This window comes from Paraburkholderia acidicola (assembly GCF_002362315.1).
GTDB lineage: Bacteria > Pseudomonadota > Gammaproteobacteria > Burkholderiales > Burkholderiaceae > Paraburkholderia > Paraburkholderia acidicola.
The window spans coordinates 1,097,041-1,118,119 of record NZ_MTZV01000004.1 but is presented as its reverse complement, the minus strand read 5'-3'; the positions used below and the strand labels follow the sequence as shown (position 1 = coordinate 1,118,119).

Genomic DNA, 21,079 nt, shown 5'->3' with positions numbered 1-21,079 from the left:
AGACGACCGCGAGGACATGGCAGAGAGCCGAAAACGGTAGACGTCCGGCTTATCGGCGGGGATGGCGGCGAATTAAGTGAATCTTTGATGAAGCGTCGCACTGTTGCGGTGCATTTGCTGGTTGGGTGGAGCGACGTTGAGCGCCGTGGCCTCCAGGTCAGCCCAGGCCATCTGGCCGAGGCGACAACCCACGCCTTTGCGGGTGAAATGATCGTCAGCAAGAAAAAAGCCGCACGGGGCGGCTTTCATCGATCACGCACAGGAAGGTCTGCGCTCATGAATATCCGGTTCGCATCCGGCGCGGCATCAACGCCGCGCCACCGCCGCAGGGCCGCTTTTTTGCGCGGCCGCGCGTCCTTCGCCACTTGTGTCGCGCGCGCCCCAGCGCTGCGCGAGCGCGGCGCACACCATCAACTGGATCTGGTGGAACAGCATCAGCGGCAGCACGACGGCACCGACCGCATGCGAAGCGAAGATGACCTTCGCCATCGGCACACCGGCGGCAAGACTCTTCTTCGATCCGCAGAACACGATCGTGATCTGATCCGCGCGGTTGAAGCCGAGCCGCTTGCTGACGAACATCGTAAGCGCGAGCGCCAGCGCCAGCAGCACCGCATTGACCACGACGAGCCCACCGAGCGCGCTGAGCGGAATGTGATGCCACAGGCCTTCGTTCACCGCTTCGCTGAATGCGCCATACACGACGAGCAGGATCGAGCCCTGGTCGACGAACTTCAGCACGCCGCGATTGCGTTCGATCCAGTTGCCGATCAACGGCCGCAACAACTGCCCGGCGATGAACGGCACGAGCAACTGCAACACGATGTTCCACACCGTATGCCACGGCGATGCGCCGCCGGCAGACTGGTTGGTGACGATCACGCCGACCAGCGCGGGCGTGATGAAGATACCGAGCAAACTCGACGCGGACGCGCTGCACACCGCGGCGGGCACATTGCCCTTGGCGATCGACGTGAACGCGATGGACGACTGTACCGTCGACGGCAACGTACAGAGGAAGAGGACCCCGGCGTAGAGCGCGGGCGTAACGAGCGGCGAAAGGAGCGGTTTGAGCGCGAGGCCGAGCAGCGGAAACAGCGCGAACGTGCTGAGCAGTACGACGAGGTGCAGGCGCCAGTGCGTCGCTCCCGCCACGATCGCTTCGCGCGACAGCTTGGCGCCGTGCAGGAAGAACAGCAGGCCGATGGCGACGTTCGTCAGCCAGTTGAACGCGACACCGGCCTGGCCGTGTACGGGCACCAGGCTGGCGAAGATCACGGTGCCGATGAGGCACAGCGTGAAGTTGTCGGGAAGCAGTTTCGGGCGGGCCATCTTTGGAATCTCAATACGGTGGTGCTTGAATTGCCGCAGTGTCGTAGCGACGCAACGACAACGACGCGTGTTACGCACGCTCAGGTGCGGCTATTGTCCCGGCAAAGCGATTGAAAATGCAAATTCATTTGAGGCATTGATTGATGACTTACGGGCATGAGACAGGTCTGGTTGCCTTTATCGATCGCCGCCGGTCCGGAGCCGCTATCAGTGGCGGTTTTATCTTTCCGTTTGGTTTAAAAACGAGGGCGTAGTTTTTACTGGAAGCGTTTCTGGTTAAAAAGCGATGAGGGTTTTATCCGTCTATTCAACGCGTGTTTTCTCTGGCGGTTATTCGCCTGATTATTCGCCAGAACACCCCAGTAACACGGTGTTACAACCGTTCAGCGGGCATAACACTTTTTGGCTCGACACGTTTTAGGGGGGCCCATAAATTACTGTACAGAGCCATCGGAGATAGCTGCGGATGTGAAAAATGCGCAGCGGATGTGATTTCTCCGGACAGATTCCGTTGTCGCCCGAGCGGCGGGTCTGGGCGGGTCGTCGGGCAGGTGGATTGCCGTGGAAGCAGTATCGTCAAAAGCGAAGCAGTGGTTAATGGGCGCGATTCTCGTCGCCCTGGCTTCGTTCGCCCATGCGAGACCCGTGATGATGAGTCACGGCGGCTTTGGCGGCGGCGGTGGCCACTTTGCCCATTTCGCGCCCCGATCGTTCGCCGCACGTCCCGATGTCCATAGCTTCAGCAGCTACGGCAATCGTTCCGATCGTGTCATGAATGTGGCGCGTGGCCCGGGCGCCATGCCAGGCGGCAATGGTTTCCGCGGCATGCCGCGCATGACTTCGCGCGTTGCGCCGCAATATGCCGGCGCGATCACACCGGTGAGCGCGGAAGCGCGGCCCGTGCCGCGACCGTCCGGCAACCCGACGATAGTCCGGGCCGGCTCGATCCGCGAAGATGTCGCGCGATATAACGAAGAGCGCGGCTTTAGCCGACCGGCGCCCCGACCGCCCGACGATATGTCGCGCCCGGGCGCATCGCCCTACCGTAACTGAGCGCGCTGGGATAACCCGGCCGGCCCTTTCTGCTTCGTCTTCGCTTCCCTCTGCTTCGTCACCGCCTGGTGACGCGATTTCGCACATCCGCACGTCCATGGCGCACGCCAGTAAGTGACGTATGCACACCACACTTTTTTGAAATTGCTCGCCGGCAAGAAGAGGTTCGTCATCCAATTGTCCGAGGCGTGCGGCAGTGCATCATTCGGGCGCTGATTTATGCCCGATCGAATCCACTGCTTTAACCACGCCGGGCATCAGCCGTCGATCAAGCCGTGTGCGGCAACGCAGTCCACCCTGTTTCATTCGACCCGGTATCAGGTCGATATCAGTAAAAACTAATCAGAACGCTATACCGGCAATAACCGTACATATTTTTGTCCATAAAAATGGTCCGCAAACATGGTTGAGCCCTGATTGGCTCAACGATCGACCGGACATCAACAAGCAGCAAGCAACAACGGTTCGCGTGAGCTCCCCGCCGCACAGCCACCTCACTTTTGACAAAGACTGGAGAATCCATGAGAACAACAATGGTCAGCGATGCGCTGAAAACGTCCTTGAAGGCGATCGTCGTGGCAGGTCTGCTGGCGGGCGTATCGTCGGCGTTTGCGCAATCGAGCGTGCAGCTTTACGGTCAGGTCGACGAATGGGTCGGCTCGCAGAAATTCCCGGGCAACCAGCGCTCGTGGGTGGTCGGTGGCGGCGGGATGTCGACTTCGTACTGGGGCATAAAGGGCAGCGAAGACCTGGGCGGCGGTTACAAGGCCATCTTCACACTCGAAGACTTCTTCCTCGCGCAGAACGGCCAGTACGGCCGCTTCACTGGCGACCGCTTCTTTGCGCGTAACTCCTATGTCGGTATCGAATCGCCCTACGGCACCGTAACGGCCGGCCGCCTGACCACGCAGCTGTTCGTGTCGACGATCCTGTTCAATCCGTTTATCGATTCGTACACGTTCTCGCCGATGGTGTACCACGTGTTCCTCGGCCTCGGCACGTTCCCGACCTATACGACGGACCAGGGCGTGGTCGGCGATTCGGGCTGGGATAACGCGATCCAGTATCAGACACCGAACTTCAACGGCCTGAGTGGGGCCGTGATGTATGGCTTCGGCAACAACGCGTCGGATAACAGCCTGAAGAAGTGGAGCGCGCAGGCGCTGTACTTCCATGGTCCGTTTGCCGCGACCGCGGTGTATCAGTACGTGAACTTCAACACGAGCGTCCCCGCCGATCCGAGCGAACTGAACAGCCTCGTCACCGGCCTGAAGAGTCAGAGCGTCGCGCAACTGGGCCTCTCGTATGACCTGAAGTATGTGAAGTTCTTTGGCCAGTACATGTACACGAAGAATGTGCGTGACGTGTTCGGCAACTGGCATGTGAATACGGCACAGGGCGGCGTTAGCGTGCCGCTTGGTACGGGTACCGTGATGGCGTCGTATGCCTATTCGCGCGACAAAGGTGGGCTCGATCAGACGCACCAGACGTGGGCGCTCGGCTATGACTATCCGCTGTCGAAGCGCACCGATGTGTATGCGGCGTATATGAGCGATCACATCAGCAGCCAGTCGACTGGGGATACGTTTGGGGTGGGGGTTCGGGCGAAGTTTTAGGGGTTGTGCGGGCCGGGCGGATCAGCAGAAGTGGAGGGGCTGATCCGCAGGCCATGGAGCCCGCCAACGTCTGGCGGACTCCTGGAATTCGGGTAGTGGCAACAAAAGACGATGTCGATTTTTGATGGATTTCGATAAAAAAGACGAAATGACAAAATTTATTGCTATATTTCGATAGGAGTTAACGGATTTCGAGCTTGAACCATGTCGGCGATCGGATACCAGCATCTTATCGGGCACTTTTCTCTAGACGTTCGGCCGCTTCAAACACCAGCCACCACAAGCGCGTCGGTGAATCGGCGTGTCGATGCGCCGAATCAGTTGCTGTTTCCAAAAAATGTTGCGATCGAGGAATCCCCAGTCGGGCATCTTGAGTTCGCCCTGAAACATGAAGGGGTGAACCTTGAGGTTATCGACGCGGTGTTCGAGCACATTTCCGCCAATGATCTCGTCCGAACGCTGGAATCCGCGCCCAACCGGGCGACGATCCGCCGAGCCTGCTTTCTGTGGGAATGGCTTACCGGACAAACGCTTTCGTTTCCCACGACGTTGAACGCGGGTTACGTCGACCTGTTTCCCTCGGATACCTACGTCACAGCGACAAGGCCGACAAACAACCAGAAATTTCGTGTTCGGAATAACGCGTTAGGCAACGCGGATTTTTGCCCCGTCGTGCGACGTGCTGCCGTATCCGAGTTGCCGAGTCTCGCGGAACTGATGGAGCAGGCGAAGCGCACGCTCGAGACTTTGACAGATCCGGTTCTCTACGAACGGGCGGTCAATTATCTGTATCTGTCTGAAACGCGAAGTAGCTACGCTATTGAGCGCGAAACGCCGAGCTCAGACAAACAGGAACGGTTCGTACAGTTGCTTCGCCGGGTCGGTGAGACGGCAACCGTCAGCGAGGAATGGCTCGTTGGTCTGCAAAACGCGATTGTGCGAGATGTTTTTAGCCAGGAAGCTTCCTACAGAACTTCGCAGAACTGGCTCGAAGACGGTCTCGGCCGCGTTACTTTTTTCCCGCCGCCACCAACGGACCTCCGCCAGGCAATGCGCGGGTGGGAAGCGTTCGTGAACGACACCACCCGATGCGAGCATGCGCTCGTGAAAACTGCCTGCGCTGCATTCGGCTTCGTTTACCTGCATCCGTTTCTCGATGGGAATGGCCGCTTGCATCGCTTCCTCATCCAGCATGTGCTCGCACCTTCGTCACCCCTGAGCGGTGGCGCGCTGGTGCCAGTCTCGGCCGTCATCCTGAAAAATATTCCCGAATATCTGAGTGTCTTGACGGGGTTCTCTCGACCGGTTACTCAGCTCTGGCGATACCAGCGAGGGGATGTCACTCCAATCGTGGTTCACTCGCCCGGTGGTCGTGCGTATCGGTTCATAGATGCGACGGCGGAAGTCGCGTTTCTTTATCGAATGATTCGCCTGGCGGTCGAAGAAGAGATACCGGGAGAGCTCGCGTGGCTAAGCGGCTATGACAAGGCGTACCAGCAGTTGAATGCGGAGTTCGACCTCCCTAACAAGGATCTGTCAGCGCTCATCCGCATGATTCAGTCGAACAAGGGAGTCCTGGCGATTAACAGACGCAAGCAGTATGTGCACGTGCCAGTGTCAACGCTCGACCGGATCGAACAAGTTGTCCGGGAGGCTTTTAACCCGGTTGGTAACGATGCGGAAGATGTCGAACCAGACTCCGACGGTGGTAAGTAACTGCATTTCGAGGTTTTGGTAGAAATCTGGCAAAAAATTGACCAATTTCGAGTCCGCTTGGCCTATTTCGAAGCGACCTCCACATTTGAGCTGTTTTTTGATGCTCTGCGATAGCCCGCTCAGCGCCGGGATCCCCCATCTTTCGATGCACGAGCCTCACGACGCTAACGTTTAGCGCGTCAAGATACCTGACCCAAACGCCCCCTTTCCCCATCCCCATTTGACAAAGCCCGTAAAATCGACCCGATTGATTCTCATCGTGAGCGATTCCTATGGACACCCTCGTCAGCATGAAAGTGTTTCGGCACGTCGTCGAAGTAGGAAGCTTTATCGGCGCGGCGGAGCGCATGGAGATGTCGGCGGCGATGGCGAGCAAGCATGTGATGCACCTTGAGCAGCAGCTCGGCGCCCGTCTGCTGAACCGCACGACCCGGCGCGTCGCGCCTACTGAAGCCGGCCGCGAATACTACGAGCGCCTGAGTCAGGCGCTCACCGAACTCGAAGAAGCGGCGCAGGTTGTCGGCGCCGCGAGCGTCGTGCCGCAGGGGCGGTTGCGCGTATCGTCGCTCTCCGCATTCGGGTTGCGTCACCTGATGAGCGCGATCGCCGATTACGCCGCGCAATATCCAAAAGTCACCGTTGAAGTCACGCTGTCGGACCGCGTCGTCGAGTTGATCGACGAAGGCTTCGACGTGGCGATCCGCGCATCGCCGACCGGCTTGAAATCGTCATCGCTGATCGCGCGACAGATTGCGACTGCGCATCTCGTGCTGTGCGCGTCACCGGAGTATCTGCGCCGTCACGGCACACCGGCGAATGCCGCCGATCTCCAGCGGCACAATTTCATCCAGTACGCCGGCGTGTCGGCTCAGGACTTCATGACGACGATCGCCAGCGGCGCGCGTATCCAGTTGACCGGCAACATGATCGTCAACCACCTCGAGGCGATGCGCGTCGCCGTGTTGCAAAGCGCGGGCATTGCGCAGCTGGGCACCGAGGTGATCGCCGAAGATCTGCTGGCGGGCCGGCTTGTGCCGCTGCTCGTCGATGAAATGCCGCCGCACGAGTTGCCCATCCATGTCGTGTATGCGAGCCGCCGGCATCTGTCGGCGAAGGTACGCTCGTTTGTCGATTTTCTTGCGGCGCGGTTCGGCAGTGAGAACCTGTGGCCATCCGCCGAAGAAATTTGCGCACTGGCCGCGCGCTGACGCGAGCCAGCCAGCAAGCAAGGAAACAAACAGACTGCTACGTCAAAGCGCCTCAGCGTGCGATAGAAAGCCGCGCGCGCGCATCGTTGTATTCCGTCGTGAGACGCGCCACCAGTTCATCGACGCTCGGCACGTCGCTCATCAGGCCGACGCCCTGGCCTGCACCCCAGATGTCTTTCCACGCCTTCGCCTTGTCGCTGCCGAAATTCATCGCGGTTTTATCGGAAGCAGGCAGCGCGTCGGGATCGAGCCCGGCATTGACGATGCTCTCGCGGATGTAGTTGCCGTGCACACCGGTGAAGAGGTTCGTGTAGATGATGTCCGACGCACTCGCATTGACGATCGCATGCTTGTAGCTGTCGACAGCGTGCGCTTCTTTCGTGGCGATAAAGCGCGTGCCCATGTATGCGAGATCGGCGCCCATCGCCTGCGCGGCAAGAATCGACCCACCATTCGCGATCGCGCCCGACAGCACGATCGGACCATCGAACATACGCCGCACTTCGCCCACCAGCGCGAACGGCGACGTCGTACCCGCGTGGCCACCCGCACCCGCCGCCACGAGGATCAGCCCATCGACGCCTGCCTCAAGCGCCTTCTGTGCATGCCGGATATTGATCACGTCGTGCAGCACGATGCCGCCGTAGCTATGCACGGCATCGACGATCTCCCGCGCCGGTGCGCGCAGGCTCGTAATGAAGATCGGCACCTTGTGCTCGACGCATACACGCACGTCGTGCTCGAGGCGGGTGTTCGATTGATGCACGATCTGGTTCACGGCGATCGGCCCGATCACGGCATCCGGATGCGCTTCCTTGTGCGCGGCGAGCGACGCCTGGATCTGCGTGAGCCATTCGTCGAGCAGTTCTGCCGGGCGCGCATTCAACGCGGGAAACGAACCGACGATACCGGCCTTGCACTGGGCAAGCACAAGCTCGGGGTAGCTGACGATGAACATCGGCGAAGCAACGACGGGCAACGCAAGGTTTTGCAGGACGGCGGGCAGAGCCATGATGCGGGTCTCCTGATAAGTGCGGCTGATGCGGGCGATGCGGCCCACGGATGAGTGTAGCGAGGGACGGAGAAACAAACGTGGCCAACCTTAAAGGCTCGCCCATCCAACCCGGCATATTTAAGAACGATCGTTCGATTATAGGCGAAACGCTGCTTTTGCATGCGTAGCTTCGGGTTGGAAGGAGTGTTCAGTGTCTACGCGTTGTCAGTGGGTTCGGCCTCGCACAGTCACACCGGGCTCCTACAATGCGTTGACCTACAACGACAAGAGACCCGATATGTCCTTCGAGGATTTCACGCCCTTTCGCGTCGCCGTGGGCGACGTCGACATCCATGGGGTGAAGGGCGGTGCAGGTCCGCCTTTGCTGTTGCTGCACGGTAGTCCGCAGACTCATCTGATCTGGCAGCGTTGCGCGTCGCAACTGGCACAGCATTTCACGGTCATCGCGACCGATCTACGCGGCTATGGCGCTTCGGCCAAACCGCCCAGCGACGACACGCACGCTCCGTATTCCAAACGCACGATGGCCGCCGATCAGGTCGCGGTGATGCGCCATTTCGGCTTCGAACGCTTCCTGGTCTGCGCGCACGACCGCGGCGCCCGCGTCGCGCACCGCATGGCGCTCGACTACCCGGACGCCGTCGAACGACTGATGCTGCTCGACATCGCGCCGACGCTCGCGATGTACGAAGCCACCGACCGCACCTTCGCGACGCTGTACTTCCACTGGTTCTTCCTGATCCAGCCGGAGCCGCTGCCGGAAACGCTGATCGGCGCGAACCCCGACGTCTTCGTCGATCGCGTGATGGGCAGCCGTCACGCGGGGCTCACGCCGTTTGCACCCGAAGCGCTCGCGGCGTATCGCGCGGCGCTGCGGCAGCCGGGCGCGGTGCACGCGATGTGCGAGGACTACCGCGCGTCGGCGACGATCGATCTCGAGCACGATCGCGCCGACATCGAACGCGGCAACAAGGTGGCGTGTCCGTTACGCGTGCTGTGGGGCGAGTACGGCGTGATCGAAAAGTGCTTCACACCGCTCGACGAATGGCGGCGCGTCGCACGCGATGTCGGCGGGCGGCCGCTGCTGTGCGGGCACTACATCCCGGAAGAAGCGCCGGATGCGCTCGTGGCGGAGATGCTGGCGTTTTTCGAAGCGGTCGAGCAGTAGCAGTAGCTATCGCAGCTAGCGCACTCAGCCCAGCGGCGGCAGGCGACGCGCAATCGGCGTCGACTTGACGATCGCCGTGCTGGTTTCCGCGCGCTCGGTCACCTTCGAGAGAATCTCGTCGAGCTGATCGATCGAGCGCAGATACAGGCGGCAGATGAAGCAGTCGTCGCCGGTGACCTTGTCGCATTCGACGAACTCGGGAATGCGCCGCAGCACGTCTTCCACCAGGTGCAACTGGCCCGGCAGCGGCTTCACGCGCACGATCGCCTGCAGCGTGTAGCCGAGCGCGCGCGGGTCGAGCTGCACCGTGAAGCGTTCGATCACACCTTGCGTGTCGAGCCGCCGCACGCGATCGGCGGTGCTCGGCGCCGACAGGCCGACACGCCGCGCGAGTTCGCTGACCGGCTGGCGCGCGTCTTCAGCGAGCGCGGCAAGCAGCGCACGGTCGGTATCGTCGAGCGCAACGGGGAGATTGAGCGATGCAAGGTTTTTGTTCATTTTTGCCTTCACTTATTAGGTGATCTTGCCGGTGCTCCATAGTTTAGCCATGTAAATGCGCGATTGCAGCACGTAAACTTTCCTCATTGAATTCGCCAATCCGAGGATCGAAACATGGCTACTAACGAAATCCGCCGTGGTGCCGCCGAGATGAGCGTCGCCATGCTGATGTCGGGCACGATCGGCTGGCTGGTCGTGTCGTCGCAACAACCGGTATCGAACGTGGTGTTCTTTCGCTGCCTGTTCGGCGCTGCGACGATGGCGATTGTCTGCGGGGCGCTTGGGCTGTTCCGTCGCAAGCTTTTCTCCTGGCGCATCATCGGGCTGGCCGTGCTCAGCAGCGCGGCGATTGTCGCCAACTGGGCGCTGCTGTTCGCGGCTTACTCGCGCGCGTCGATCTCGATGGCGACGGCCGTCTACAACACGCAGCCGTTCATGCTGGTCGCGCTTGGCGCTTTCGTGTTCCGCGAACGCGTTACGCCGTCGGCGATTGCGTGGCTGGTGATCGCATTCATCGGCCTTGTCTTTGTCGTCAAGGTGGAACCAGCGGTGCTCGCGGTGCCCGGCCAGTATCTGGAAGGCGTGGCGTATGCGGTCGCTGCTGCATTCCTGTACGCAATCTCGTCGATCATCACCAAACATCTGAAGGGCACTCCGCCTCATCTGCTTGCGCTGATACAGGGTGCGTTCGGCGTGCTGGCGCTCGCGCCGTTCGTCCATTTCGACAACCTGCCTTCGAGCGGCGTGCACTGGCTGCAACTCGTGACGCTCGGCGTCGTCAACACCGGCGCGATGTACGTCCTGCTGTATGGCGCGATCCAGAAGCTGCCGACCGCGATGACCGGCGCGCTGTCGTTCATCTATCCGGTGGTGGCGATCATCGTGGACCGGGTCGCATTTGGGCAGAAGCTCGCGTGGGTGCAACTGCTCGGCGCGCTGCTGATCCTGCTTGCTGCCGCGGGGGTGAATCTGGGCTGGCGTATCGTGCCGCAGCGCCGTCTGGTGTCGTAAATCGCGGAATCGCGGTTGCTACGGATTCCGCAACATGGGGTCACTGTGGTCGCGCCGCCAGTGACGTTGAGGCAACGGCTCGTAAGAAGACTACGAAACGCCGTCAACCTTCTGTAGGGAAATCACCGATGCGTCCGAAAGGTACGCGCGAGTATGATCCGAATCGACGCTGATCACGTCGACCAAATTACGCCGTTCGCCATTACTGGGGAACGGCTTTCTTTTTTGGCGGACTGGAATTTACGCGCTGCGCGCGCGGATGCAGTCGCCGTCTATCGCCAGCGGGCCATCCGCTCGCGCGAGTTCGCCGACAAGTTCGCGCAGCAACGTGGGTGTTTCGTTGCGCGCTCCAAGCATCGATGCCGCTGCGCGCATCAGCGCGGCGTCGTCGAGCATCGCGACGAGCGCATCGAACGGCATGACGCGCACTTCGAGCAGCTTGAACACGATCAACACCTTCAACGCGTTCTTCGCGTTGCGCGCAGGATCGGCACGCAGCCAGGCGACGCGCGACCACGCGCGCTCAAGTGCGGAGTGCACATCGGTGAACGGCGCGCCGTGACCTGGGATCACGACGTCGACATCGAGTGTCGCGATCAGATCGAGCACCGCCTGTTGTTCCGCGAAACCGCTATCGCCGTTCAGTTCCGGAAAGATCACACCGAAGCCGTTTTCCCACAGTGCGTCAGCGCTGATCAGCACGCGCTCGCTGGCGCAATAGAGCATCAGCGAATGCGGATCGTGACCGGGCGCGCCGAGCACGGTCCATTCGAGTGCGCCGAGCGTGACTCGCATACCGGGCGACAGCGTACCGGTGAACGCGAAGCGCTCGCAGGTCTGACCGGTTGCGCGATAGGTGAGGCGCGTCTCGTCCCAGTGGCGAACCGCGTCGGCTTCCTGCGCGGGGATCTCGGTGCGGCAGGGCCACGTAGCCTGCAATAGCGCGTTGCCGCCGCAATGATCCGAATGCAGATGGGTGTTGACGATCAGATCGAGCGGTCGCGTGCCGAGCGCCTTGCGAACCAGTGCGACGGTTTGCGGCGCATGCGTCGCGTAGCCGGTATCGACGAGCGCGGCACACGCGTCGTCGATCAGCAGCACGTTGTTCGACGAGAGCCAGCCGCGTTCGAATACGCGTATCGATGCAGGCAGCGCGATCATGGCGAGCGGGGCTCCGGTTGTGGCCACATCACGATCTGCAATGCGGCGCGCTTCATGGCCGTTCCTGCTGCGCGGCCAGCAACTGAGCGTGACGCGCTTCGATCGCATCCCACACCGCGTGCTTGCGCGTGTCGTCGAACGACGACCAGCCGGCGATCTCGTCGATTGTCCGCAGACAACCCTCGCACCAGCCGGTCGCAGCGTTCATCCTGCACACGTCAATGCACGGTGACGGGACGGACGCGCTGTCGTGCGTCATGCCGATTCGCGCAAGGCGACGTCGGCCACGGGCGCACCGGTCAGCTCGACCAGTTGCTGCGGCGACAGGTTGAACACCGCATGCGGATGACCGGCCGCAGCCCACAGGCTGTCGAGTGCGAGCAGGTCGGCATCGATCAGCGTGACGGGCGGTGTTGCGTGGCCAATCGGACATACGCCGCCGATCGCGTAACCGGTTTTCTCGCGCACGAACTTTGCATCGGCACGACCGATTTCGCCGACCTGCGCGGCGACCTTCTGTTCGTCGACACGGTTCGCACCGCTCGCGACGACAAGCACGGGCGCGTCGTCGTGCTTGCGACGAAACAGGATCGACTTCGCGATCTGCGCAACGGTGCAGCCAAGGCCGGCCGCCGCTTCCGCCGACGTCTTGCCGGTTTCCGCGAGCATCACGACGTGGCCAGCGTGACCGCGCTCGCGCAGCAGTAGCGCGACCCGGCGTGCGGCGTCGGGGAGCGCGTCGAAATCGGCAGTAGGGGGAGTCTGAAGCGATGCGTTATCTGTCATGGTCGTTCGGATGAGTTTCAGGGCAACCGTGTCAGACGCAGGTCTGCGCTTCGCTGCGCGCTTTGGCGAGCAGCGCCTTGCCCGCACGCGACACGTTCGGCTTACCGATCGACGTCGAGATGAAATCGCCGATCGCGACCACCTGTGCGAGATCGACGCCGGTTTCGATGCCGAGGCCGTTCATCAGATACAGCACGTCTTCGGTTGCGACGTTGCCGGTCGCGCCCTTCGCGTAGGGACAGCCGCCCAGCCCTGCCACCGATGCGTGAAAAATCTCGATGCCTTCCTGCAGCGCCGCGTAAATATTGGCGAGTGCCTGGCCGTACGTGTCGTGAAAGTGCCCGGACAGACGCTCACGCGGGAACACTTTGGTCACCGCCTCGTAGACTTCACGCGTGCGCTTCGGCGTGCCGACACCGATCGTATCGGCGATATCGATCTCGTCGCAACCGAGCGCCGCAAAACGCTCAACCACATCGACCACCGACGCGACTGGCACGTCGCCCTGATACGGACAACCGAGCGAGCACGACACGCTGCCACGCACACGCAGGCCTTTTTCTTTGGCGGCCTGCGCAACGGGCACGAAGCGCTCGATGCTTTCCGCAATGCTGCAATTGATGTTCTTCTGCGAGAATGCTTCGCTAGCGGCACCGAAGATCACGATCTCATCCGCGTGCGCGGCGAGCGCACCGTCGAGGCCACGCAGATTCGGCGTCAACACCGAATACAGCGTGCCCGGCCGACGCGCGATGCCGGCCATCACTTCGGCGCCGTCGGCCATCTGCGGAACCCACTTCGGCGAGACGAACGATGCGGCTTCGACGTTGCGAAACCCTGCCGCCGACAACCGGTTGATCAGTTCGATCTTGACCGCGGTCGGGACGAAATCCTTTTCGTTCTGCAGGCCGTCGCGCGGGCCGACTTCGACGATCTTGACTGCTTGAGGCAATGTCATGGGGTGTCTCCTCGCCGCCTGAGGCGGCCTCTGCAATGGGTGTTGAGTACGTGTGTTCGTTAGTAGCCGCGCGCGATATCGACCAGGCCGCCGACCGTTTCGCCACGCGTCAGCGCACCGATCTTCTCCGCGATCTGCGCAATGCCTTCTTCGCGCAACGTCAACGCCGAACTGTGCGGTGTGATCGTGACGCGCGGATGCTGCCAGAACGGGTGATCGGGCCGCAGCGGCTCTTCGCGAAACACATCGAGTGTGGCTGCTGCGATCTGGCCGCTCGCCAGTGCATCGAGCAGATCCTGTTCGACCAGATGCGCGCCGCGCGCAACGTTGATCAGATACGCGCCGCGTGCGAGTTGCGAGAACACGCGGGCGTTCAGGACATCGTGGGTGTCGGGCGTATGCGGCAGCAGATTCACGAGTACCTTCGCGCCATCGAGAAATGCGCCGAACTGCGCTTCGCCCGCAAAGGTCGCGATACCGTCGATCTGTTTCGCACTGCGGCTATAGCCGCGCACGGGGATGCCAAGTGCCGCAATCGATCGCGCAACCTGGGTGCCGAGCACGCCAAGGCCGAGCACACCGACTGTGAACGACTCGCGCGGATGCGGATCGAGCATCTGCCAGCGGCGCTGCGCCTGCAGGGCGGCGTACTCGTCGAAACGGCGCAGGTAACGCAGCACCGAGTGCAGCGTGTATTCGACCATCTGCGGCGCCATGCCGGTGTCTTCGAGACGTACCAGCAGGGCGTCGCGCGGCAGCGTGCCCGGATGTTCGCGTTCGAGCGCAAGGATTGCATCGACGCCCGCGCCCATATTGAACACGGCCCGCAGACCGGCCCGTGGCGCGAACAGTTCGCGCGGCGGACGCCACACCACGGCGAAATCGGCGGGCGCGGTGTCGCCCGGTTGCCATTCGCGCAGATCGGCGCCGGGCAGCGCGCGAGTCAGATCGTGCAGCCACGCGGCGGCGTCGGTGAGCGGCGTATAGAAGAGGATTTTCACAGGCTGGCGGATTGATTGCGTTAGCGATTGCGTGGGCGGATAGGCCTCATTCTACTTTCTTGCCGACGGCGCCGTGCGCCGGAGCGACTACGCCCGCAGTCTCGCGGGCGATTGCGAATCTTTAGCCCATAAACAAAGCACGAAAAATTGGTTCAGAAGCGCGGATCCGGCGTCCACAATGATTTATCGGGTTCCGTCAGCGAGGAAAATCATGTTCTCATGCAGCAAATCGACATGGCCACCCCGCGTCGTAACCGTACCGGGTCTACATGGCAGCGAGGGCGCGCATTGGCAGACGTGGCTCGAGCGGCAGTTTGCGCGTTCGTTGCGCGTCGAGCAGGCGGACTGGGATGCCCCGGATCTCGCGAAGTGGGCCCAGTCGTTGCGCGAGCTGCTCGCCCGCGAGCGCGGCCCGTTCGTGCTGGCCGCGCATAGCTTTGGGTGCCTGGTTGCCGCGCATGTGCTGCAGCAGGCAACGCACGCAGCCGATGTCGCCGGCGTGCTGTTCGTCGCACCGGCCAGCCCCGCCAAGTTCACGTTTGCAGGCACGTTCGACGCACGACGTATCGGCGTGCCGTCAATCATGATCGGCAGCGACACCGACCCATGGATGCCGCTCGCCGACGCCCGCGAACTGGCACAGCGTTTCGGCAGCGCGTTCGTGAATCTCGGCGATGCGGGCCATATCAACACCGCAGCGGGCTACGGTCCGTGGCCACGCGCCAAATACTTCATCGATACGCTCGTGCATTGCGCAGCGCCGTTGCGCTTTCGCGAGGAATCGATCGAACCGGCTACGCACGCCTTCGTTTGATGACATCGTCGTGCGTCGTTGGAGTCACCCGATAGCGCCGCGCAATCCGCTAGAATCCGGCTTCGAGCCGCAGCGGCGGCATCACGCGTTCATCACGTACGGGGCGTAGACACCATGACAGGCAATTCGGGGAATCCAGGACATTCGCGCTGGCTCGCAGCCGGCATCACGGCACTTGTGCTCGCGCTGGGTGGTGTATCGAACGCGCATGCCAACACGTCGCTGCTGAACGTCTCCTACGACGTCACACGCGAGCTGTACAAGGACATCAACGCCGCCTTCATCGCTGCGTACAAGCAGAAGAGCGGCGAGACCGTAGCGATCAGCCAGTCGCATGGCGCATCGAGCGCGCAGGCGCTGTCGGTGCTGCAGGGTCTGCAGGCAGACGTGGTGACGATGAACCAGCCCAACGACATCGATCTGCTCGCCGAGCGCGGCCAGCTCGTGCCCGCCAACTGGCGCGCACGGCTACCCGATAACAGCGCGCCGTACACGACGACGATGGTGTTCCTCGTGCGCAAGGGCAATCCGAAACACATCAAGGACTGGGACGACCTGGCGAAGCCCGGCGTGCAGGTCGTGATCGCCAATCCGAAGACGTCGGGCAACGGCCGTTACGCGTACCTGGCCGCCTGGGGCTATAGCAAGCAACATGGCGGCACCGACGCGCAGGCACAGGACTTCGAAAAGGCGATCTTCCGCAACGTGCCCGTACTCGACACCGGTGGCCGTGGTGCGACCACGACGTTTACGCAACGCGGCATCGGCGACGTGCTGGTGACGTTCGAGAACGAAGTCGCATTGATGGAAACAGGCGTGGGTGCGGGCAGCTTCGAGGCGGTCTATCCGTCGGTGAGCTTGCTGGCCGAACCGCCGGTGACGATCGTCGACAAGGTCGTCGACAAGCGCGGCACGCGCAAGGAAGCGCAGGCGTATCTCGACTATCTGTACACACCGGCTGCGCAGGAGATCATCGCGCAACATCATCTGCGGCCGCGCGATGCGACCGTGCTCGCGAAACACGCCAGCGAGTTCAAGCCGCTGAAAACCTTCACCGTCGAGCAGATGTTCGGCAGCTGGCAGAAGGCGCAGCAGACGCACTTCTCCGACGGCGGGACCTTCGATCAGGTTGTCGTCGACAGGAAGTAGGAAGCGCGAGGTTCGTTGCGAAACAAAGGCCGCCCGATAGTGCTATCGGGCGGCCTTTGTATTTCCAGCATCGGCCGGTCAGTCGGAGAACTTGCGCAGTTCTAATTCGCAGCCGATTGCGCGTGCCCATCGCATGCGTGTTCGCAGCCGTGCGAATCGAGCGGCATTTGCTGCGCGGCTTCCGCGCGCATACCAAGACGCTCGAGCAGCTTCCGGTCCGCTTCCGCCTGCGGGTTGCTCGTGGTGAGCAACTGGTCGCCGTAGAAAATCGAATTCGCACCAGCGAGGAAGCACATCGCCTGCAGCGCCTCGTCCATCTGTTCACGCCCTGCCGACAGCCGCACCATCGCGCGCGGCATGGTGATACGTGCAACCGCAATCGTGCGCACGAACTCGAATGGATCGAGCGCCTCGGTACCGGTGAGCGGCGTGCCTTCCACCTGCACGAGATTGTTGATCGGCACCGACTCGGGGTACGGGTCCATGTTTGCAAGCTGAGCGATCAGCCCGGCACGTTCGCGACGCGATTCACCGAGCCCGACGATGCCGCCGCAGCACACGTTGATGCCCGCATCGCGCACACGCTCCAGCGTGTCCAGCCGGTCCTGATAGGTGCGCGTCGAGATGATCTGCCCGTAGAACTCCGGCGACGTATCGAGGTTGTGGTTGTAGTAATCGAGCCCGGCTTCGCGCAGACCTTCCGCCTGGTGCGTTTCGAGCATACCGAGCGTCACGCAGGTTTCGAGGCCCATCGCCTTCACACCGCGGATCATGTCCTTGATCGGTTCGAGATGGCGGTCTTTCGGATTACGCCATGCGGCGCCCATGCAGAAGCGCGTGGCACCGTTCTCCTTGGCGAGGCGTGCGGCCGCGAGCACGTCGTCGACCGGCATCAGCTTGTCGGCTTTCAGGCCGGTGTCGTGGTGAACCGATTGCGGGCAGTACGCGCAGTCTTCTTCGCAGCCACCGGTCTTGATCGACAGTAGCGTCGAGAGTTGCACGGTGTTGGCATCGAAGTGCTCGCGATGGGTTTGCTGCGCGCGAAACAGCAAGTCGTTGAACGGCAGTTCGTACAGCGCGACGATGTCGGCGATGCGCCAGCGGGCGAGCGTGGCTTCTGAAGCTGTCGCTGCGACGGCAGGTGCGGGGGCAGTTATCGAACCGGTATGCAGTGAAGTCATGTCGTCGATCCTCATGAATGAATGACGGGGAGTCGGGTCGGGTGCTGTGCGATGCGTAACGTGCATAACGTGCGCAGCGTGTGCAGGAGTGCGGCGATGTCGAGATGTTCCGCTGCGACATCGGCGGATGTGGGGTTTAGATGCGGTACGGTGCCGAGCAGCGGTGCGCCGTATCGATGTTCGAGCCGTTCGCGAATCGCGGCGATGTTCTCGTCGGCAAAGCGCATGTTCGGGTCGACACGGTTTGCAACCCAGCCGGCGATGTGCAGCCCACGCGCGGTGATTGCTTCGGCAGTAAGCAATGCGTGACTGATGCAACCGAGCCGCATGCCAACCACGAGCACCACGGGCAGGTTCAGCAGGCGTGCCAGATCGGCGGTGTCGTGGGTGTCGGTGAGCGGCACGCAAAAACCGCCGACGCCTTCGACGACCACCACATCCGCGGTACGCGACGCCTGCGCATGAGACTCGACGATGCGTTCTACGTCGAGCGTCACGCCTTCCAGCGCGGCGGCGACGTGTGGCGCCGCGGGTTCTTTCAGCAGATACGGCGTGCGGATCGCGGGCGGTAGCAGCACGTTCGCGGCGGCGTCGAGTTGATCGGCGTCTTCGTTATGCCAGACACCCTCCACTTCGAACGCGCCCGCTGCGACCGGCTTCATTGCAGCGGCACGCAGTCCCGCGCGCACGAATCCGCGGAGCAACGCGGTGGAAACCAGCGTCTTGCCGATCTCGGTGTCAGTGCCGGTGACGAACAGCGACAGTGCGCTCATGCAGCCTCCGCGACCATTGCAGTGCCGAGTCGAGCGAGTGCTGCGTCGAGACGATCGAGATCGCCGTGCGAATGTGCCGCCGACAACGAAATGCGCAGGCGCGACGTGCCGACTGGCACGGTCGGCGGACGGATCGCGGGCACCCACAGTCCCGCGTGATCGAGCGCGTCGGCCGCGGCAAGCGCCGCTTCGTTGCTGCCGATAATCAACGGCTGCACGGCGGTATGCGAATCGACCGGCAACCACGGTGTCGTCTTGAGCATGGTGCGGGTGCGCTCGATCAACTGCTGCAGATGCGCACGACGCGTATCCCCTTCAGCACCCGCGATGATGCGCACGCTCGCCGATACCGCATGCGCGACAGCAGGCGTCGATGCGGTTGTGAAGATGTACGGCCGCGCGCGTTGCACGAGCCATTCGATCACCGTTGCATGCGCAGTGACGAATGCACCCGACACACCAGCCGCCTTGCCGAGCGTGCCGATCGAGATCAGATGCGGCGAACGCAGCGCCGCTTGGGCAATCGCGCCGCGTCCCTGCGGACCAAGCACGCCGAAGCCATGCGCATCGTCGACGACGAGCCATGCGCCGTGCCGCTCGGCCAGTTCGAGCAACTGCGCCAACGGTGCAACGTCGCCGTCCATGCTGAACACGCTGTCGGTGACGATCAGTTTCGTTTCGGCCGTGGACGCATCGAGCAGCGCGCTCAACGTATCGGTATCGGCGTGCGGATAGATCTGCACTTCGGCGCGCGACAGCCGCGCACCGTCGATCAGCGACGCATGATTCAGCGCGTCTGAAAAGAGCGTCGTGCCGCGGCCCGCGAGCGCGGTCAGTGTCGCCAGATTCGCCATGTAGCCGGTGCTGAAGTACAACGCACGCGGCGCATCGACGAAGCCGCCGGCAAATGCAGCGAGATCGTCTTCGAGTTGCGCATGCGCACGCGAATGGCCGCCGAGCAGATGCGAGCCGCCGCTGCCCGCGCCATAGCGCTGCGCGCCTTCGGCAAGCGCCGCGACAAGCTGCGGATGCGCAGCAAGGCCAAGGTAATCGTTGCTCGCAAAGCCAACGATCTCGCGGCCATCGACCGTCATGTGCGCCGCACACGGCGTATCCGCAATCCGTCGCCGACGGCGCAGGCCGCGTGCGTCAATGTCTTTCAAACCCTGTTCGAGGGTAGCCAGTAGTTGCATCAGCGGGTCTCCTTCAGTGTTGCGTCGAACGTTTCGCGCGTGCGTGTGGCGAGCAGGTCGAGTTCGCTGTCGTCGAGAATGTATGGCGGCATCAGGTACACGGTCGTGCCGATCGGGCGCAGCAGCAGTTCGCGTTGCAGCGCGTGTTCGAAGAAGCGGCGTGAGAATGTTTTCGCGGCGTTTGGGTCGTCGAGCGCGGCATCGAAAGCGAAGATCGTTCCGCATTGACGCAGGTTGCGCACCTGCGGATGCTCGCCGAGCGGCGCAAGCGCCGCGCGCAGCGTTGCTGACTTGCGTGCGTTGGTTGCGAGCACATCGTCGCTCGCGAACAGATCGAGGGTGGCGAGCGCGGCGCGGCATGCGAGCGGATTGCCCGTGTACGAATGCGAATGCAGGAAGCCGCGCGCAGTGTCGTCGTCATAGAACGCCGCGTAGATCTCGTCACGCGACAGCACGATCGACAACGGCAGATAGCCGCCGCTGATGCCTTTCGACAGACACAGAAAATCCGGCCATACCTGCGCCTGTTCGCACGCGAAGAATGTGCCGGTGCGGCCACAGCCCACGGCGATTTCATCGGCGATCAGATGCACACCGTATTGATCGCACAGCGCACGCAGACCAGCGATATACGACGCGTCGTGCATGGCCATACCGGCCGCACATTGCACGAGCGGCTCGACGATCAACGCAGCGATCTTCGTGCTGCGTGCTTCGAACAGCACACGCACGCTGTCGAGTGCGCGGCGGGCGACATCCTGCGCGTTTTCGCCGGGCTGTGCGTGCCGTGCATCGGGCGAAGCGACCACGTGCGCATGTCGGATCAACGGATCGTAGGCGTCCTTGAACAACGCAACATCGGTGACCCCGAGCGCGCCGATCGTCTCGCCGTGATAGCTGTTCGCGACGCAAACGAATTCGCGTTTCTCATCGAAGCCGCGATTGCGCCATGTGTGGAAGCTCATTTTCAGCGCGATCTCGACGGCTGAGGCGCCATCGGAAGCGAAGAACGCATGGCCGAGCGTGTGATCGGTCAGCGCACCGAGCCGCTCGGCGAGTTCGACGGCAGGCTCGTGGGTGCAACCGGCAAGCATCGCGTGCTCGAGCGTGTCGAGCTGTGTTTTCAGCGCGGCATTGATGCGCGGATTCGCGTGGCCGAACAGGTTGACCCACCACGAACTGATCGCATCGAGGTAGCGATGTCCGTCGCGGTCGTACAGCCACGCGCCGGCGCCGCGAGCAACCGCCACGAGTGGCAGGCGCTCGTGGTGTTTCATCTGCGTGCAGGGGTGCCAGACAGCGCGCAGGCTGCGGGCGACCCAGTCTTCGGTTGATGCGGATGGGTTCACACGGACTCCGGGACATGGAAGCAGGCGAACGGTTTGCGCAGCGCGCACCTGAACCGCATTGCGATTCAGGTGCTGAATGTGGGGCTCGATACAGGCT

General features: G+C 62.2%; 20 protein-coding genes. 8 read left to right on the top strand and 12 right to left on the bottom strand.

Going from position 1 to position 21,079, the window contains the following annotated elements:
- Positions 1 to 306: 306 nt before the first annotated feature.
- Positions 307 to 1,332, bottom strand: a complete 1,026-nt coding sequence (locus BWP39_RS15320; protein WP_096721499.1) for a bile acid:sodium symporter family protein — start codon at positions 1,330 to 1,332, stop codon at positions 307 to 309.
- Between the two features lie 597 nt (positions 1,333 to 1,929).
- Between BWP39_RS15320 and BWP39_RS15315 the strand changes: the two genes are divergently transcribed.
- From BWP39_RS15315 to BWP39_RS15300, 4 genes are all read left to right on the top strand, one after another.
- Complete coding sequence (locus BWP39_RS15315; protein WP_096721497.1) at positions 1,930 to 2,385, top strand: hypothetical protein; 456 nt, start codon at positions 1,930 to 1,932, stop codon at positions 2,383 to 2,385.
- A gap of 521 nt (positions 2,386 to 2,906) precedes the next feature.
- Positions 2,907 to 4,001: a porin gene (locus BWP39_RS15310; RefSeq protein ID WP_096721495.1), complete on the top strand. Its 1,095-nt coding sequence runs from the start codon at positions 2,907 to 2,909 to the stop codon at positions 3,999 to 4,001.
- A gap of 204 nt (positions 4,002 to 4,205) precedes the next feature.
- Positions 4,206 to 5,717 (top strand): Fic family protein, encoded by a 1,512-nt coding sequence (locus tag BWP39_RS15305; RefSeq protein WP_096721493.1) that lies wholly within the window; start codon positions 4,206 to 4,208, stop codon positions 5,715 to 5,717.
- Positions 5,718 to 5,989: 272 nt separating this feature from the next.
- Entirely contained in the window at positions 5,990 to 6,925 is a 936-nt protein-coding gene (locus tag BWP39_RS15300) for a LysR family transcriptional regulator (RefSeq protein WP_096721491.1), read from the top strand.
- 52 nt (positions 6,926 to 6,977) lie between these two features.
- Here the strand turns inward: BWP39_RS15300 and BWP39_RS15295 are convergent, their stop codons facing one another.
- Positions 6,978 to 7,937, bottom strand: coding sequence for an NAD(P)H-dependent flavin oxidoreductase (locus BWP39_RS15295; RefSeq protein WP_096721489.1), 960 nt, complete (start codon positions 7,935 to 7,937; stop codon positions 6,978 to 6,980).
- A 280-nt stretch (positions 7,938 to 8,217) separates the two neighbouring features.
- Between BWP39_RS15295 and BWP39_RS15290 the strand changes: the two genes are divergently transcribed.
- Positions 8,218 to 9,108 (top strand): alpha/beta fold hydrolase, encoded by an 891-nt coding sequence (locus BWP39_RS15290; RefSeq protein WP_096721487.1) that lies wholly within the window; start codon positions 8,218 to 8,220, stop codon positions 9,106 to 9,108.
- Positions 9,109 to 9,132: 24 nt separating this feature from the next.
- Here BWP39_RS15290 and BWP39_RS15285 read toward each other — a convergent pair whose 3' ends face one another.
- Complete coding sequence (locus BWP39_RS15285; RefSeq protein ID WP_096721485.1) at positions 9,133 to 9,606, bottom strand: Lrp/AsnC family transcriptional regulator; 474 nt, start codon at positions 9,604 to 9,606, stop codon at positions 9,133 to 9,135.
- Between the two features lie 114 nt (positions 9,607 to 9,720).
- On the opposite strand from BWP39_RS15285, the gene BWP39_RS15280 reads away from it, so the two are divergent.
- Positions 9,721 to 10,617, top strand: a complete 897-nt coding sequence (locus BWP39_RS15280; RefSeq protein WP_096721483.1) for a DMT family transporter — start codon at positions 9,721 to 9,723, stop codon at positions 10,615 to 10,617.
- A gap of 240 nt (positions 10,618 to 10,857) precedes the next feature.
- On the opposite strand, the gene BWP39_RS15275 is transcribed toward BWP39_RS15280, so the two are convergent.
- From BWP39_RS15275 to BWP39_RS15255, 5 genes are read right to left on the bottom strand one after another with little or no spacing between them, the layout of a single operon-like run.
- Positions 10,858 to 11,778, bottom strand: a complete 921-nt coding sequence (locus BWP39_RS15275; protein WP_096721481.1) for an MBL fold metallo-hydrolase — start codon at positions 11,776 to 11,778, stop codon at positions 10,858 to 10,860.
- A 52-nt stretch (positions 11,779 to 11,830) separates the two neighbouring features.
- The gene (locus BWP39_RS15270) at positions 11,831 to 12,037 is read right to left on the bottom strand and encodes a DUF1289 domain-containing protein (protein ID WP_096721479.1); all 207 of its coding nucleotides are present in this window, start codon (positions 12,035 to 12,037) and stop codon (positions 11,831 to 11,833) included.
- Positions 12,034 to 12,564 carry a YbaK/EbsC family protein gene (locus tag BWP39_RS15265; RefSeq protein ID WP_096721477.1) on the bottom strand — a complete coding sequence of 177 codons (531 nt, stop codon included), beginning with the start codon at positions 12,562 to 12,564 and terminating at the stop codon, positions 12,034 to 12,036. Before BWP39_RS15265 ends, BWP39_RS15270 begins: the two co-directional genes overlap by 4 nt.
- 31 nt (positions 12,565 to 12,595) lie before the next feature.
- The gene (locus BWP39_RS15260; RefSeq protein ID WP_096721475.1) at positions 12,596 to 13,522 is read right to left on the bottom strand and encodes a hydroxymethylglutaryl-CoA lyase; all 927 of its coding nucleotides are present in this window, start codon (positions 13,520 to 13,522) and stop codon (positions 12,596 to 12,598) included.
- A 59-nt stretch (positions 13,523 to 13,581) separates the two neighbouring features.
- Entirely contained in the window at positions 13,582 to 14,523 is a 942-nt protein-coding gene (locus BWP39_RS15255; protein WP_096721473.1) for a 2-hydroxyacid dehydrogenase, read from the bottom strand.
- A 211-nt stretch (positions 14,524 to 14,734) separates the two neighbouring features.
- Between BWP39_RS15255 and BWP39_RS15250 the strand changes: the two genes are divergently transcribed.
- Positions 14,735 to 15,337 (top strand): RBBP9/YdeN family alpha/beta hydrolase, encoded by a 603-nt coding sequence (locus BWP39_RS15250; RefSeq protein WP_096721471.1) that lies wholly within the window; start codon positions 14,735 to 14,737, stop codon positions 15,335 to 15,337.
- Between the two features lie 114 nt (positions 15,338 to 15,451).
- Positions 15,452 to 16,486, top strand: coding sequence for a sulfate ABC transporter substrate-binding protein (locus BWP39_RS15245; RefSeq protein ID WP_096721470.1), 1,035 nt, complete (start codon positions 15,452 to 15,454; stop codon positions 16,484 to 16,486).
- Positions 16,487 to 16,587: 101 nt separating this feature from the next.
- Here the strand turns inward: BWP39_RS15245 and bioB are convergent, their stop codons facing one another.
- Genes bioB through bioA form a run of 4 tightly spaced genes read right to left on the bottom strand, consistent with a single transcriptional unit; the run spans position 16,588 to position 20,982 of the window.
- Entirely contained in the window at positions 16,588 to 17,667 is a 1,080-nt protein-coding gene (gene bioB / locus BWP39_RS15240; RefSeq protein ID WP_096722616.1) for a biotin synthase BioB, read from the bottom strand.
- An 11-nt stretch (positions 17,668 to 17,678) separates the two neighbouring features.
- The gene (bioD, locus tag BWP39_RS15235) at positions 17,679 to 18,440 is read right to left on the bottom strand and encodes a dethiobiotin synthase (protein ID WP_096721468.1); all 762 of its coding nucleotides are present in this window, start codon (positions 18,438 to 18,440) and stop codon (positions 17,679 to 17,681) included.
- On the bottom strand, positions 18,437 to 19,633 hold the full coding sequence (bioF, locus tag BWP39_RS15230) for an 8-amino-7-oxononanoate synthase (RefSeq protein ID WP_096721466.1): 1,197 nt from the start codon (positions 19,631 to 19,633) through the stop codon (positions 18,437 to 18,439). The genes bioD and bioF overlap by 4 nt, the downstream gene beginning before the upstream one ends.
- Positions 19,633 to 20,982 (bottom strand): adenosylmethionine--8-amino-7-oxononanoate transaminase, encoded by a 1,350-nt coding sequence (bioA, locus tag BWP39_RS15225; protein WP_096721464.1) that lies wholly within the window; start codon positions 20,980 to 20,982, stop codon positions 19,633 to 19,635. The genes bioF and bioA overlap by 1 nt, the downstream gene beginning before the upstream one ends.
- Positions 20,983 to 21,079 lie beyond the last annotated feature (97 nt).

What these genes read in the sequence shown, in the direction of transcription:
- bioF (WP_096721466.1), bottom strand. Translation starts at nt 19,633, where the DNA reads ATGCAACTACTGGCTACCCTCGAACAGGGTTTGAAAGACATTGACGCA.
- BWP39_RS15320 (WP_096721499.1), bottom strand. Translation starts at nt 1,332, where the DNA reads ATGGCCCGCCCGAAACTGCTTCCCGACAACTTCACGCTGTGCCTCATC.
- BWP39_RS15315 (WP_096721497.1), top strand. Translation starts at nt 1,930, where the DNA reads ATGGGCGCGATTCTCGTCGCCCTGGCTTCGTTCGCCCATGCGAGACCC.
- BWP39_RS15250 (WP_096721471.1), top strand. Translation starts at nt 14,735, where the DNA reads ATGTTCTCATGCAGCAAATCGACATGGCCACCCCGCGTCGTAACCGTA.
- BWP39_RS15260 (WP_096721475.1), bottom strand. Translation starts at nt 13,522, where the DNA reads ATGACATTGCCTCAAGCAGTCAAGATCGTCGAAGTCGGCCCGCGCGAC.
- BWP39_RS15265 (WP_096721477.1), bottom strand. Translation starts at nt 12,564, where the DNA reads ATGACAGATAACGCATCGCTTCAGACTCCCCCTACTGCCGATTTCGAC.
- BWP39_RS15275 (WP_096721481.1), bottom strand. Translation starts at nt 11,778, where the DNA reads ATGATCGCGCTGCCTGCATCGATACGCGTATTCGAACGCGGCTGGCTC.
- BWP39_RS15305 (WP_096721493.1), top strand. Translation starts at nt 4,206, where the DNA reads ATGTCGGCGATCGGATACCAGCATCTTATCGGGCACTTTTCTCTAGAC.
- BWP39_RS15280 (WP_096721483.1), top strand. Translation starts at nt 9,721, where the DNA reads ATGGCTACTAACGAAATCCGCCGTGGTGCCGCCGAGATGAGCGTCGCC.
- BWP39_RS15270 (WP_096721479.1), bottom strand. Translation starts at nt 12,037, where the DNA reads ATGACGCACGACAGCGCGTCCGTCCCGTCACCGTGCATTGACGTGTGC.
- BWP39_RS15290 (WP_096721487.1), top strand. Translation starts at nt 8,218, where the DNA reads ATGTCCTTCGAGGATTTCACGCCCTTTCGCGTCGCCGTGGGCGACGTC.
- BWP39_RS15300 (WP_096721491.1), top strand. Translation starts at nt 5,990, where the DNA reads ATGGACACCCTCGTCAGCATGAAAGTGTTTCGGCACGTCGTCGAAGTA.
- bioB (WP_096722616.1), bottom strand. Translation starts at nt 17,667, where the DNA reads ATGACTTCACTGCATACCGGTTCGATAACTGCCCCCGCACCTGCCGTC.
- BWP39_RS15295 (WP_096721489.1), bottom strand. Translation starts at nt 7,937, where the DNA reads ATGGCTCTGCCCGCCGTCCTGCAAAACCTTGCGTTGCCCGTCGTTGCT.
- bioD (WP_096721468.1), bottom strand. Translation starts at nt 18,440, where the DNA reads ATGAGCGCACTGTCGCTGTTCGTCACCGGCACTGACACCGAGATCGGC.
- BWP39_RS15310 (WP_096721495.1), top strand. Translation starts at nt 2,907, where the DNA reads ATGAGAACAACAATGGTCAGCGATGCGCTGAAAACGTCCTTGAAGGCG.
- BWP39_RS15245 (WP_096721470.1), top strand. Translation starts at nt 15,452, where the DNA reads ATGACAGGCAATTCGGGGAATCCAGGACATTCGCGCTGGCTCGCAGCC.
- BWP39_RS15285 (WP_096721485.1), bottom strand. Translation starts at nt 9,606, where the DNA reads ATGAACAAAAACCTTGCATCGCTCAATCTCCCCGTTGCGCTCGACGAT.